We start from the raw sequence: 12,986 nt of genomic DNA on the forward strand, positions 1-12,986 counted from the left end.
CCAAACCGCCCTTCAAGACAGGTTCGGCAGGGACCGGGAAAGCCCGGACCCTGCCCTGTTCGTCCGACCAGAAGGCCGATTACTTCAGCTCGACCTTGGCGCCAGCCGCTTCGAGCTTTTTCTTGATCTCTTCGGCTTCGTCCTTGTTGGCGCCTTCCTTGACCTTGCCACCGGCTTCCACCAGATCCTTGGCTTCTTTCAGGCCCAAGCCGGTGATGCCGCGCACTTCCTTGATCACGTTGATCTTGTTGGCGCCGGCTTCGACCAGAACGACGTCGAATTCGGTCTTTTCCTCAGCGGCTTCGGCAGCGCCACCAGCAGCCGGGCCGGCCATCATCACCGCGCCGCCGGCGGCGGGCTCGATGCCGTATTCATCCTTCAGGATGGTCTTCAGTTCCTGGGCTTCCAGCAGGGTCAGGCCCACGATTTCTTCGGCGAGTTTTTTCAGATCAGCCATTTTTCCGTTCTCTCAGTTAGGTGTTCCAACGTCGGGTTTCTAGCCCACGACGGGAAAGGGGTTGCGTCAGGCAGCCTCGCGCTCTTCCAGAGTGCTGAGGATACCCGCGATGTTGCTTGCAGGCGCGCCAATGGCACCGGCGATGTTCGCAGCAGGCGCGCCGAGGCAAGCCACGATCGAAGCGATAAGCTCCTCACGCGACGGCATCGAGGCGACGGCTTTCACACCGGCCGGATCCAGAGCCGTGTCACCCATGGCACCGCCGAGGATCACGAATTTCTCGTTGTCCTTGGCGTATTTGTCGGCGATCCGGGCCGCAGCGGTCGGATCCTCCGAATAGGTAAGCACGGTCATGCCCGTCAGGTAATCGGCGATGCTGGCGCAGGCCTTCCCTTCCAGGGCGATCTTGGCGAGCCTGTTCTTGGCAACACGCACCGAACCGCCCGCTTCGCGCATGCGCGCGCGGAGGTCCTGCATTTGCGCAACCGTCATCCCCTCGTAGTGGGCAACCACCACGACGCCAGAGCTGTCAAAGATCTGGCCGAGTTCCTCGACCACCTGTTCTTTTTGTGCTCTATCCACGGTTTCACTCCAAGTTGGGGGTTTCCCCCCGGCTCTCACGTTGCTCCGGCCCGAAGGGACCGGATCGGGTCCGTAAGGGACAAGATCGCCCGAAGAACTGGCCTTCGGAAAAATGCTTGTTCCCATCTCGGGAAGGACATTAAGCAAGGTTCCCCCTGCACCCTCCGTCTCGGACAGGACGGGGCGGCCAGGGCTGCCCCGTCATCCCCGGCTTGCGCCGCGGAATTCTCAGTTGGCGGTCGCCGACACCACGTCGACCGACACGCCCGGCCCCATGGTCGAACTGATCGAGACCTTCTTCATGTAGGTCCCTTTCGCGCCCGAGGGCTTGGCCTTGTTCACCGCATCCACGAAGGCGCGCAGGTTCTGGGCCAGCTTGTCAGCGTCGAAGCTGACCTTGCCGATGCCGGCATGGACGACGCCCGCCTTCTCGGCCTTGAACTGGACCTCACCGCCCTTGGCGGCCTGCACGGCGGCGGCGACATCCATCGTCACCGTGCCGACCTTCGGGTTCGGCATCAGGTTGCGCGGACCGAGGATCTTGCCCAGACGGCCGACCAGCGGCATCATGTCAGGGGTGGCGATGCAGCGGTCGAACTCGATCTTGCCCGACTGGATCGTTTCCATCAGGTCTTCGGCGCCGACAATATCCGCACCGGCCGCTGTCGCCTCGTCGGCCTTGGGGCCACGGGCGAATACGGCGACGCGCACATCCTTGCCGGTACCGGCGGGCAGGGTGACGACGCCACGGACCATCTGGTCGGCGTGGCGCGGATCGACGCCCAGGTTCAGCGCGATCTCGACCGTCTCGTCGAACTTGGCCGAGGCCGTGTCCTTGACCAGCTTGACCGCATCCTCGACCGACAGGTTCGACTTGCCGTCGAAGGCGGCACGGGCCGCGGCTTTCTTTTTCGCAATCTTCGCCATGGCTTAGCCCTTCACCTCGATGCCGATCGACTTGGCCGAGCCAAGGATGATCTTCATCGCCTGATCGACATCATTGGCCGAGAGGTCGGCCATCTTGGCTTCGGCGATCTCGCGCACCTGCTTGACCGTCACGGTGCCGGCACTCGTGCGACCGGGCTTGTCCGAGCCCTTCGGACGGTTCCGCTTGCCCACCGGCTTCAGGCCCGCGGCCTTCTTCAGCAGGAAGGATGCCGGCGAGGTCCTCGTCTCGAAGGTGAACGACTTGTCGGCGTAATAGGTGATCACGACCGGAACCGGGGCGCCCTGCTCCATCTCCTGCGTCTTGGCGTTGAACGCCTTGCAGAATTCCATGATGTTGATGCCGCGCTGACCCAGAGCGGGGCCAACGGGGGGGGACGGGTTCGCCTGACCCGCCTTGATCTGCAGCTTCAGCTGCCCGACGACTTTCTTGGCCATCTGGCCTTCTCCTTCATCATCAAGCCCCGAGGGGCCGATTTAGCGGTGCGGCTTCAGCCTCCCGCGACCCATCACGCGGTCTTGGCGACCTGCGTGAATTCCAGTTCGACCGGCGTGGGCCGGCCGAAGATCGAGACGGTGACCTTGATCCGGGCCGACACCTCGTCCACCTCTTCCACCATGCCCGAGAAGCCCTCGAACGGGCCGTCGGTCACATTCACCTTCTCGCCCACGTCAAAGCGGATCAGGTTGCGCGGCGCGGCCACGTCACCCTCGCCGGTGCGGTGCAGGATGGTGTTCACCTCCTCGTCGCGCATCGGCATCGGCTTGCCATGCGCCCCCAGGAACCCGGTCACCCGATTGATCGAGTTCACCAAGTGATAGGTCCGGTCCGACATGTCCATGTGGACCAGCACATAGCCCGGCATGAAGCGACGCTCGGAGGTCACCTTCTTGCCGCGCCTGATCTCGATGACCTCTTCGGTCGGAACCAGAACCTCGTCGATCTGGTCCTCAAGCCCCTTCTCGGCAGCCGCCTGGCGAATCGCCTCGGCGACCTTCTTTTCGAAGTTCGACAGGACGCTGACCGAATACCAACGCTTTGCCATGTCTCGATCGACCCCTGCTCGTCTTTGGGGGAATCACGCAAGCCTTGCGCCAACCCCTTGAATTCAAATGCGTCCGGCAAAATTGAAATCGGCGCGCATGCGGATTCGATGCACGCCGTCAACCGGACAGTCGGGCGCAAATACCGCCCCGTGCCCGCAAATGCAAGCCCCGATCAGCCCGAGATCAGCTTCAGCCCCTCGGTGATCCCGAAGCGGATGGCCAGATCGACCAGGAAAAAGAACAGGCTGGCCAGCGCCGCCATGATGAAGACCATGATCGTCGTGGTCAGCACCTCGCGCCGGGTCGGCCAGGTGATCTTGGCGGCTTCGGCGCGGACCTGATTGATGAACTGGACGGGATTGGTGGCCACGGGCGGCTCCTTCAGGAAAGCAGGGCTCATTTAGCGCCCCGCGCCACCCGTTTCAAGCCCGCGCCGCGCGTCCGAGGGGTGATCCCTTCAAATGCGGCGCAGTTTCGCCCTCGACCGGCAGGCGCCGTTAAGGCGCGGGCAACGGGTTGGCGACTAACGCTGGCCGAACGGAAACCACAGATAAGGATCAACAATGTCTATCCGTTCAACAGCACCTGTCATCGCAGGTGTGGCGCTGCTGGCGCTGACGGCTTGCGCCGACAATTCCGACAAGATCGCGGCCAGCTATGTCTCGCCCGCGCTCTATCAGGGGATGAGTTGCCAGCAACTTTCGGTTGAGGCACAAAGCGTCGCCAACCGCGCCGCCCAGGCCTCTGTCGCCCAGGACAAGCAGGCCCAGAACGATGCCGTCGCCGTGGGCGTTGCCACGGTACTGTTCTGGCCGGCCCTGTTCCTGATCAAGGGAGACGGCGCCCAGGCTGCAGAGGTTGCCCGTCTCAAGGGCGAGATGCAGGCTATCGAAACAGCCAACAGGCTGAACAATTGCGGCATTACCTTCGGAAGCTGAGACCACCGGCCGCGAACCAGACCCGGGCGGCGGCGAGTCGCCCGGCAAACACAGCTATTGACGATGGAATGAGCCGTGGGGGTTCCCGATCTGGCCTGGCAGGGGCAGAGGGACTCGAACCCCCGACCCTCGGTTTTGGAGACCGATGCTCTACCAACTGAGCTATACCCCTGCAGCCCGGCCCTGATAGGGTTTGCTCAGGTTGGCGTCAAGTATCAACGACGGGCTGGACGCAGGCCGGGCCTGTGCCCTCCCGCCAGCCCATCAGCGCCGGCGCAGGCCGATCTCGTCCAAGGCGGCCTCGAGTCCCGACAGCGGCGCACCCCTGACCTCGGCCACCAGGGAATCAAAGCGCTGGCGCAGCGCGGCCTTTTCCTCGCCACGGCAATCATTCCAGGGCCGGCCCTGCAGCCCCATATGCATGACATAGTAGCCGATGAAATGCGGCCGCTCGCCGGCCAGCAGCAGGGCGCGATAGGCCTCATGCGCACCCATTTCCCGTAGGCTGGCGGCATCGGGCACCCCGGCGGCGATCAGCGCCTTTGCCGTCGCCGGGCCGATATTCGGGACCGCGGTCAGGTCGCTTGCCATGCCGTACCTTTCCAAAAGTGATGCTTTGCTGTATCAGCCGGCGGATTCCAAGGACAGCACGGCATGACCAACGACGCCAGCCCCAAGGCCGCCAAGAAGCTTTTCATCAAGACCTATGGCTGCCAGATGAATGTCTATGACAGCCAGCGCATGGCCGAGGCCATGGGGGCAGAAGGCTATGTCCTGACCGAGGACCAGGCCGAGGCCGACATGGTCCTGCTGAACACCTGCCATATCCGCGAGAAGGCGGCCGAGAAGCTCTATTCCGATCTTGGCCGGCTGAAGCCGCTGAAGTCCGAGAAACCCGACCTGAAGATCGGCGTCGCCGGCTGCGTGGCGCAGGCAGAGGGCGAAGAGATCGTCCGCCGCATGCCGCTGGTCGATCTGGTCGTCGGCCCGCAGACCTATCACCGCCTGCCCGCGATGCTGCGGGGCGAGGCGCCCGCGATCCTCACCGAGTTTCCCGCGGAGGACAAGTTCGACCACCTGCCCGCGCGTCAGGCCACCCGCCGCGCGCCCGCGGCCTTCCTGACCGTGCAGGAGGGCTGCGACAAGTTCTGCGCCTTCTGCGTCGTGCCCTATACCCGCGGGGCCGAGGTCAGCCGCCCCGTGGACCGAATCCTGCGCGAGGCCCGCGATCTGGTCGGCCGTGGCGTGCGCGAGATCACGCTGCTGGGCCAGAACGTCAATGGCTGGCATGGCGAGGGGCCGGACGGGCGCGAATGGGGCTTCGGCCGCCTGATCCGGGCGCTGGCGGACACTGCGGGGCTGGACCGCATCCGCTATACCACCAGCCATCCCAACGACATGGCCGACGACCTGATCGAGGCGCATGGCGCGGTGCCGCAGCTGATGCCCTATCTGCACCTGCCGGTGCAGTCGGGCAGCGACCGGATCCTGAAGGCGATGAACCGCCGCCATACCGCCACGCAATATCTGCGCCTGATCGAGCGGATCCGCGCGGCCCGGCCCGACATCATGCTGACCAGCGATTTCATCGTCGGCTTTCCCGGCGAGACCGATCAGGACCATGCCGACACGCTGCGGCTGATCGAGGAGGTCGGCTTCGGCACCGCCTTCAGCTTCAAGTATTCGCCCCGCCCCGGCACCCCCGCCTATGAACGGGCCGAGGTCGATGGCGCACTGGCCGATGCCCGGCTGCAGGAATTGCAGGCCCTGCTGACCCGCCAGCAGAAGGCGGCGCAGGAAGGCATGGTCGGGCGCACTCTTGGCGTGCTGTTCGAGAAGCCGGGCCGCCTGCCCGGCCAGATGGTCGGCAAGTCGGATTACCTGCATTCGGTCTTCGTCGAGGCCCCCGAGGCGCAGGTCGGTGATCTGGTGCAGGTCCGCATCGTCGAAAGCGCGCCGAACTCGCTGCATGGCGAACTGGTGGCCTGATCGCCGGGCGCGCGTCGATTGCCAGCCGCCCTGAAACCCGCCTAAAGTTGGAAAACCGGCCCCCGAGGAACGCGCGAACAGACTGGGGGCCGGTCCCTTTCGTCCGGCAAGCCGGCGCGAAAGACCTTTGCCCGCCGGGCTTGCGGGAACCGCAGGCCGGGCCGGGCGGTTATCGAAGTGGCCGCCCCCCAAGGAACGCGCGAACAGGACGGGGGGCGGCCGTTTTTCGCATCGGCGGACCGATGCGAAACCCGGGTCTGGCCGGACGGCTATTCGCCGCCGCCCAGACCATGAACATAGGTGGCGACGGCGCGGATATCGGCCTCGCTCAGGCGCGCGGTCCAGGCCGGCATGACGCCGAAGGGACCGTCGCTGACAATCCGGGTAACCGTCTCGGCATCGCTGCCATAGAGCCAGACGGCATCGACCAGATTCGGCGCGCCCTGCCCCCTGTCACCGGTTCCGTCCTCCATGTGGCAGGCCGAGCAGTTGTCCTGATAGACGACCTCGCCCTCGGACGCCGAGGCGGCATCATGCGGCAGGTCCGACAGCGACAGGACATAGTCCACCACCTGCTCGATCTGCTCGCCCTCCAGCAATTCGTCACGACCGAACCGCGGCATCTCGGAATAGCGGGTATCGCCGTCCTGGGGATCGCGGATGCCGTGCTGGATGGTGGTGTGGACCTCTTCCAAGGACCCTCCCCACAGCCAGTCATTGTCCAGAAGGTTCGGATAGCCCCTGGCTCCGCCGGCCCCCGAGCCATGGCATTGCGCGCACCAGGTGCGGAACACCGCGCCGCCGGCATTGGTCGCATAGTTCATCAGGTCGGGATCACCCGGAATGGCATCCAGTTCGACCGAGGCCAGCCGGCTCTGGATCTCGGCATTGGCCTGATCGAAACGCTCGATCTCGGCGGTGACTTCCTTGCGGTAGTCGGTACCAAGCAGGCCCTGGGTGGCGCCGGTGATCAGCGGAATGGCCGGATAGGCCACCACATAGCCGATGGCCCAGACGATGGTGACATAGAAGGTCCACAGCCACCAGCGCGGCATCGGGTTGTCGTATTCCGTGATCCCGTCCCATTCATGGCCGGTCGAGGGGATCTCGGGCTGCTGAACCGCGACACCATGACGCCCCTTGCGGCGCGGCTTCGCTGCGGCCGGGTTGCCCGGCATCTTGTCCTTGTCCTCGGCCATCAGCGGCCCTCCTTCTCATCCGCCGCAGCGGGGCGGTTCTCGTGGCGAAAGATGCTTTCGGCGGCCTCTCGCTGCAGCTTGCGCGATCCCGGGCGGAAGGCGAACAGCACCACGCCCAGGAAGAACAGGGTCAGCGCCAGAAGGGCCCAGCTGTCGGCGAATTCACGCAACAGGCTGTAAAGTTCCATGACAGCCTCCCTCAGCGATCAGGGTCGGGCTGGAAGGTCGAGAAATCGACCATCGTGCCCAGCACCTGAAGATAGGCGATCAGCGCATCCATCTCGGTCAGTTGCGGCTGCCGGTCGAAATTGCGCTGCTGCGCGCCGGGATAGCGCTCGGCCAGCCCCTCGGCATCGGCATCCGGATCGGCCTGCGCCCGGAAATCCTCGACCGCCGCCAGGACCATCTCTTCGGAATAGGGCACACCGACCATGGCATCGGTTTCCAGCCGCTGCGCGATCTGTTCCGAGCCGATCGGGCGGTCCAGAAGGAAGCCGTATTTCGGCATGATCGATTCCGGCACCACCGATTGCGGATCGCGCAGGTGGTCGATATGCCATTCGTCCGAATAGCGCCCGCCGACGCGCGCCAGATCCGGCCCGGTCCGCTTGGACCCCCACTGGAACGGGTGGTCATACATCGATTCCGCCGCCAGGCTGTAATGGCCATAGCGTTCGACCTCGTCCCGCATCGGACGGATCATCTGGCTGTGGCAGACATAGCAGCCCTCGCGGACATAGATGTCGCGGCCGGTCAGTTCCAGCGGGGTGTAGGGGCGAACCCCTTCCACCTTCTCGATGGTGTTCTGCAGGTAGAACAGTGGCGCGATCTCGACGATGCCGCCGATGGTGACGACGAGGAACGAGAAGACCAGCAGCAGCGAGGCGTTCTTTTCAAGGATCTTGTGCTTGGCAAGAATTGACATGGTCTGGTCCCCCTATTCGGCCGGCACGGCAATGGCGGTCGAATGCGCCTTGGGTTGCTTGGCGACGGTGGCCCACAGGTTGTAGGCCATGATGATCGCCCCGCTGAGATACAGCACCCCCCCGAGGCCACGGACCACGTTCATCGGGAACTTGGCGGCGACGGTGTCGGCGAAGGCGTTGACCAGGAAGCCCTGGCTGTCGACCTCGCGCCACATCAGCCCCTCCATGATCCCCGAGACCCACATCGAGGCGGCGTAGAGAACCAGCCCGATGGTCGCCAGCCAGAAGTGCCAGCTGACAAGGCTGAGGCTGTACAGCCGCTCACGCCCCCATAGCTTGGGCACCAGATAGTAGAGCGCGCCGAAGGTGATCATGCCGTTCCAGCCAAGCGCGCCGGAATGGACGTGACCGATGGTCCAGTCGGTATAGTGGCTGAGCGAGTTGACGGCCTTGATCGACATCATCGGCCCCTCGAAGGTCGCCATGCCGTAGAAGCCGACGGCCACCACCATCATGCGGATGATCGGGTCGGTGCGCAGCTTGTCCCAGGCCCCCGACAGCGTCATCAGCCCGTTGATCATGCCGCCCCAGCTGGGCATCCACAGCATGATCGAGAACACCATGCCGAGCGTCGAGGCCCAGTCGGGCAGCGCGGTATAGTGCAGATGGTGCGGACCGGCCCAGATATAGAGGAAGATCAGCGCCCAGAAATGGATGATCGACAGCTTGTAGCTGTAGACCGGACGCTCGGCCTGTTTCGGGATGAAGTAATACATCATCCCGAGGAAGCCCGCGGTCAGGAAGAAGCCGACGGCATTATGGCCATACCACCACTGCACCATGGCATCCTGCACCCCGGCAAAGACCTGAACCGACTTGCTGCCGAAGAAGCTGACCGGGATCGCCAGGTTGTTGACGACATGCAGCATCGCGATGGTCACGATGAAGGCCAGATAGAACCAGTTGGCCACATAGATATGCGGCTCCTTGCGCTTGATGACCGTGCCCAGGAAGACCGCCAGATAGGCCAGCCAGACGGCGGTCAGCCACCAGTCCACATACCATTCCGGCTCGGCGTATTCCTTGGACTGCGTTGCGCCGAAGATATAGCCCGAGGCCGCCAGCACGATGAACAGCTGATAGCCCCAGAACACGAACCATGCGAGGTTGCCGCCCCAAAGCCGCGCCGCCGAGGTGCGCTGGACGACATAGAAGGAGGTGGCGATCAGGGCGTTGCCGCCGAAGGCGAAGATCACGGCGCTGGTATGCAGCGGGCGCAGCTTGCCGAAATTGGTGTAGCCTTGGGTCAGTTCGCTCAGGTTCAGCGCCGGGAAGGCCAGCTGAAAGGCGATGATCACCCCGACAAGGAAACCGACCACACCCCACATCACCGTGGCGATGACGCCGGCGCGAATGACACCGTCCATGTATTCGTTCGGATCGGGCGCCACGGCCGGTTCGTCGATATGGCGCAGCACCCAGACGAACATGCCGGCGGCCACCAGCATGACCGTCAGCGCATTGATCATATAGGCCAGATCATGCGCGCGGTTGGCGCCGATCGCAGCCACAACCGCGACCACCCCCAGCAAAATCAGCTTTATATAATTCCACATGCTTTTCCGTGTCCCTTCGCTGAACATCAGCTCCCCGGCGGCGAATCACAGACGCGAGAGGCAGGCATTCGATACCGGGTGAATAAGGTCGATGGACGCGATAAACTTTGATCTCGGTCAATACGCTTTGACCCGGATCAAGGCCAATTACCTGGCACGGGGCCACAATCGGCCCGGAATCACGATTAAGGAGGCTGAAATGGCCTACAAGACGATCCTGACCGCGCTGTCCGATCCACGCCAGATCCCGCAACTCGACGCGGCGGCCTCACTGGCGGTGCGCGAGGACGGTCATCTCAATATCCTCTGCCTCGGCGTCGATCACAGCCAGACGGGATACTATTTCCCCGGTGGCACGCCCTATGCCTTCCAGGAGGCGATCGACAGCGCCATGGAACAGGCCGAGTCCCTCGAAAGCACCGTACGCCAGCATCTGGCCAGCGCCAGCGACCTGCGCTGGTCGGTCGAATCGGCCGTGGCCCAGATCGGCGGTGTCGCCAGCCTGGTCGGCATGCGGGCACGGTTTTCGGATCTGGCGGTGCTGGACCGCCCCTATGGCAAGGACGCGACGCCCGATGCCGAGTCGGTCGTCGAAGCGGCCCTGTTCGAGGGCGGCTGCCCGGTTCTGGTCCTGCCCCAGAGCGGCCTGCCCCCTGAGCCGCCGCAGCGGATCATCGTGGCCTGGAACCAGTCGACCGAGGCGCTGGTCGCGGTGCGCCGCGCGCTTCCGCTGCTCAAGACCGCCGAAACCGTCGAGATCACCATCATCGATCCCGGCCGCGGCGGTCCGGAACGCTCGGATCCGGGCGGCGCGCTGACCCAGATGCTGACCCGCCACGGCGTACGCGCCGAGATCGCGGTTCTCGCCCGCACCGCACCGACCACCAGCGACGAACTGGCGCGGCGCGCAGCCGAGGTCGGTGCCGACATGATCGTCATGGGCGCCTATGGCCATTCCCGGTTCCGCGAGGCGATCCTTGGCGGCACGACCCGCAACATGCTGGAAAAGGCCAGCATTCCGGTCCTCATGGCGCGCTGACCGGGGCCCCAAGAAGACAGGGACGGCAGGTCACGCCCGCCGTCCAGTCAGCGCGTCAGTCGGAAAGGGCCGCAGGCGGGTCAGCTGATCCAGCCACCATCGGCATCGTCGCCCGATTCCTCGACCAGACGGGCAAAGTCCGGCAGCACCACGCCGCGCTTGCCGTGCAACTCGATGATACCGTCGCGCTTCAGGGCGTTGACCTGCCTGCTGACCGTTTCCAGCGTCAGGCCCAGATAGTCGGCCATCGCCTCGCGGGTCAGCGGCAGTTCGATCTCGGTGCGTCCGCCGGGGCTGCGCATGTGCATCGAGGCTTCACGCCGGGCAATGATGGCGATGAAGGAGGCGATCTTTTCGCGCGCGGTCTTGCGGCCCAGAAGCAGCATCCATTCGCGCGCGGCGTCCAGTTCGTCCAGCGTCATCTCAAGCAGTCGGCGCGACAGGCTGGGCAGCCGGTTCATCATCTCGCCGAACGGCTTGCGGCGGAAACAGCACAGCACGACCTTGGTGGTCGCAACCGCGTTATAGGTCGCGGTGCTGCGGCCGGGCCGGCCCAGAAAGTCGCTCGGCAGCAGCAGGCCGACCATCTGTGTCCGCCCGTCCTCAAGCGTCTGGGTCAGGGTCGCCACGCCGCTGACCACCGAGCCGACGAAATCCATCTGGTCGCCGCCCCAGACGATCGCCTGGCCCGGCTCATAGCTGCGATAGAACTTGATCCCCTCAAGCCGCGCCAGCTCGTCGCTTTCGCAATGCGCGCAGACCGCCCGATAGCGAATCGGACATTCCTCACAGCTGGTTTCGCCGTGGGAAGGGTCATCCGCCCCTACATACTTGATCTGGGTCAAGGCTCGCGCGCTCATCTTGCCTCATATGTACCGGCATGAGTACCGTTCCGCAACTGAGACAGCTGGGACTGTTTGACGCGCGCGCCCCGCGCTACACAAGCTATCCCCCGGCCACGCAATTCACCCGGGCAATCGATGCACCCGCCGCCGCCGACTGGATCGAGGCGATCCCACCGGGGGCGCAGATATCACTCTATATGCATGTGCCGTTCTGCCGGCGCCTGTGCTGGTTCTGCGCCTGCCGCACGCAGGGCACGCAGAGCCTCGATCCGGTTCGCATCTATGCCGAGACGCTGCTGACCGAACTGGCGCAACTGCGCCAGCGCATCGCACCGGGTGTGCGGCTGTCGCGGCTGCATTGGGGCGGCGGAACGCCAACGCTGTTGCCGCCCGAACTGATGCAGCGAATTGCGGATGCGGTCTTCGAGGCCTTTCCACTTGCCGAGGGTGGCGAATTCTCGGTCGAGATCGACCCGTCCGAGATCGACGCCCCGCGCATGGCGGCGCTGGCGGCCTCGGGAATGAACCGCGCCTCGATCGGCGTGCAGGATTTCGATCCGCTGATCCAGAAGAGCATCGGCCGCCTACAAAGCTTCGAGTTGACGGCCGAGGCGGTGCGCCTGATCCGCGATCACGGCATCCCCAGCCTCAACGCCGATATCCTGTTCGGCCTGCCGCATCAGAACACCGTCCGCATCGCCGATACGGTGCAGAAGCTGCTGGCCCTCGGTCCCGACCGGGTGGCGCTTTACGGCTATGCCCATGTGCCCTGGATGTCCAAGCGGCAGGTGATGATCCCCGAAAACCACCTGCCCGACAGCGAAGCCCGGCTGGCACTGTTCGAAACCGCCCGCAAGCTGTTCATGGCCGACGGCTTTGCCGAGATCGGCATCGACCATTTCGCCCGACCCCTCGACGGGCTGGCGCAGGCCAGCAGCCAGGGGCGGCTGCGGCGCAACTTCCAGGGCTATACCGACGATCAGGCCGAGGTGCTGATCGGCATGGGCGCCTCATCGATCTCGCGCTTTCCGCAAGGCTATGCGCAGAACGCCCCGGCGACGGGCGCCTATACGGCAGCGGTCCGCGCGGGCCGGCTGCCGGTGGTGCGCGGCCATGCCTTCAGCGACGAGGATCGCTGGCGCGGGCGGATGATCGAGGCGCTGATGTGCGACTTCCGCATCGACGCAGCCGAGATGGCCGAGCGTCACGGCTTCACCCCGTCGCGGCTGCGACACCTGTTTGCACCACTGCTGGCAAGGTTCGGCGATGTGCTGCAACTGGGCCCGGACGGGCTGCGGATCACCCCCGAGGGCCGCCCCCTGACCCGCATGGTGGCGCAGCTTCTGGACGGCTACACGACCGCCCCCGGCAGCCATTCGCAGGCGATCTGAGGCCGTCTCTGC

At 64.7% G+C, this 12,986-nt stretch carries 16 protein-coding genes and 1 tRNA gene; 4 read left to right on the forward strand and 13 right to left on the reverse strand.

What is annotated here, in order from left to right:
* Positions 1 to 79: 79 nt before the first annotated feature.
* The 6 genes from rplL to secE all read right to left on the reverse strand — a co-directional run bounded on the left by rplL (position 80) and on the right by secE (position 3,401).
* Complete coding sequence (gene rplL / locus KNW02_RS05430; RefSeq protein ID WP_216032259.1) at positions 80 to 457, reverse strand: 50S ribosomal protein L7/L12; 378 nt, start codon at positions 455 to 457, stop codon at positions 80 to 82.
* Positions 458 to 523: 66 nt separating this feature from the next.
* The gene (rplJ, locus tag KNW02_RS05435; protein WP_216032260.1) at positions 524 to 1,039 is read right to left on the reverse strand and encodes a 50S ribosomal protein L10; all 516 of its coding nucleotides are present in this window, start codon (positions 1,037 to 1,039) and stop codon (positions 524 to 526) included.
* Positions 1,040 to 1,267: 228 nt separating this feature from the next.
* The gene (gene rplA, locus KNW02_RS05440) at positions 1,268 to 1,966 is read right to left on the reverse strand and encodes a 50S ribosomal protein L1 (RefSeq protein WP_216032261.1); all 699 of its coding nucleotides are present in this window, start codon (positions 1,964 to 1,966) and stop codon (positions 1,268 to 1,270) included.
* A 3-nt stretch (positions 1,967 to 1,969) separates the two neighbouring features.
* Entirely contained in the window at positions 1,970 to 2,422 is a 453-nt protein-coding gene (rplK, locus tag KNW02_RS05445; protein WP_216032262.1) for a 50S ribosomal protein L11, read from the reverse strand.
* Between the two features lie 71 nt (positions 2,423 to 2,493).
* The gene (nusG, locus tag KNW02_RS05450) at positions 2,494 to 3,030 is read right to left on the reverse strand and encodes a transcription termination/antitermination protein NusG (protein WP_216032263.1); all 537 of its coding nucleotides are present in this window, start codon (positions 3,028 to 3,030) and stop codon (positions 2,494 to 2,496) included.
* Positions 3,031 to 3,203: 173 nt separating this feature from the next.
* The gene (secE, locus tag KNW02_RS05455) at positions 3,204 to 3,401 is read right to left on the reverse strand and encodes a preprotein translocase subunit SecE (RefSeq protein ID WP_348524682.1); all 198 of its coding nucleotides are present in this window, start codon (positions 3,399 to 3,401) and stop codon (positions 3,204 to 3,206) included.
* A 193-nt stretch (positions 3,402 to 3,594) separates the two neighbouring features.
* Between secE and KNW02_RS05460 the strand changes: the two genes are divergently transcribed.
* Positions 3,595 to 3,969, forward strand: a complete 375-nt coding sequence (locus KNW02_RS05460) for a hypothetical protein (protein WP_216032265.1) — start codon at positions 3,595 to 3,597, stop codon at positions 3,967 to 3,969.
* Positions 3,970 to 4,065: 96 nt separating this feature from the next.
* Here KNW02_RS05460 and KNW02_RS05465 read toward each other — a convergent pair.
* Positions 4,066 to 4,141: transfer RNA gene (locus KNW02_RS05465), tRNA-Trp, on the reverse strand.
* Positions 4,142 to 4,233: 92 nt separating this feature from the next.
* A complete protein-coding gene (locus KNW02_RS05470) occupies positions 4,234 to 4,560 on the reverse strand; it encodes a TfoX/Sxy family protein (RefSeq protein ID WP_216032266.1) in 327 nt (108 codons plus the stop codon).
* 63 nt (positions 4,561 to 4,623) lie between these two features.
* Here KNW02_RS05470 and miaB point away from each other — a divergent pair, with 63 nt between their 5' ends.
* Positions 4,624 to 5,958, forward strand: coding sequence for a tRNA (N6-isopentenyl adenosine(37)-C2)-methylthiotransferase MiaB (miaB, locus tag KNW02_RS05475; RefSeq protein ID WP_216032267.1), 1,335 nt, complete (start codon positions 4,624 to 4,626; stop codon positions 5,956 to 5,958).
* 269 nt (positions 5,959 to 6,227) lie between these two features.
* On the opposite strand, the gene ccoP is transcribed toward miaB, so the two are convergent.
* Genes ccoP through ccoN form a run of 4 tightly spaced genes read right to left on the reverse strand, consistent with a single transcriptional unit; the run spans position 6,228 to position 9,699 of the window.
* On the reverse strand, positions 6,228 to 7,136 hold the full coding sequence (ccoP, locus tag KNW02_RS05480) for a cytochrome-c oxidase, cbb3-type subunit III (RefSeq protein WP_216032341.1): 909 nt from the start codon (positions 7,134 to 7,136) through the stop codon (positions 6,228 to 6,230).
* A 20-nt stretch (positions 7,137 to 7,156) separates the two neighbouring features.
* On the reverse strand, positions 7,157 to 7,345 hold the full coding sequence (locus tag KNW02_RS05485; protein WP_216032268.1) for a cbb3-type cytochrome c oxidase subunit 3: 189 nt from the start codon (positions 7,343 to 7,345) through the stop codon (positions 7,157 to 7,159).
* Positions 7,346 to 7,356: 11 nt separating this feature from the next.
* Positions 7,357 to 8,082 carry a cytochrome-c oxidase, cbb3-type subunit II gene (gene ccoO, locus KNW02_RS05490; RefSeq protein ID WP_216032269.1) on the reverse strand — a complete coding sequence of 242 codons (726 nt, stop codon included), beginning with the start codon at positions 8,080 to 8,082 and terminating at the stop codon, positions 7,357 to 7,359.
* A 12-nt stretch (positions 8,083 to 8,094) separates the two neighbouring features.
* The gene (ccoN, locus tag KNW02_RS05495) at positions 8,095 to 9,699 is read right to left on the reverse strand and encodes a cytochrome-c oxidase, cbb3-type subunit I (RefSeq protein WP_216032270.1); all 1,605 of its coding nucleotides are present in this window, start codon (positions 9,697 to 9,699) and stop codon (positions 8,095 to 8,097) included.
* 199 nt (positions 9,700 to 9,898) lie between these two features.
* Here ccoN and KNW02_RS05500 point away from each other — a divergent pair, with 199 nt between their 5' ends.
* Positions 9,899 to 10,738 carry a universal stress protein gene (locus KNW02_RS05500; RefSeq protein WP_216032271.1) on the forward strand — a complete coding sequence of 280 codons (840 nt, stop codon included), beginning with the start codon at positions 9,899 to 9,901 and terminating at the stop codon, positions 10,736 to 10,738.
* A gap of 80 nt (positions 10,739 to 10,818) precedes the next feature.
* Here KNW02_RS05500 and fnrL read toward each other — a convergent pair whose 3' ends face one another.
* A complete protein-coding gene (gene fnrL, locus KNW02_RS05505) occupies positions 10,819 to 11,598 on the reverse strand; it encodes a transcriptional regulator FnrL (protein WP_216032272.1) in 780 nt (259 codons plus the stop codon).
* A gap of 20 nt (positions 11,599 to 11,618) precedes the next feature.
* Between fnrL and hemN the strand changes: the two genes are divergently transcribed.
* Complete coding sequence (gene hemN, locus KNW02_RS05510; protein ID WP_216032273.1) at positions 11,619 to 12,974, forward strand: oxygen-independent coproporphyrinogen III oxidase; 1,356 nt, start codon at positions 11,619 to 11,621, stop codon at positions 12,972 to 12,974.
* Positions 12,975 to 12,986 lie beyond the last annotated feature (12 nt).

Source organism: Paracoccus marinaquae, from assembly GCF_018860165.1.
Lineage (GTDB): Bacteria > Pseudomonadota > Alphaproteobacteria > Rhodobacterales > Rhodobacteraceae > Paracoccus > Paracoccus marinaquae.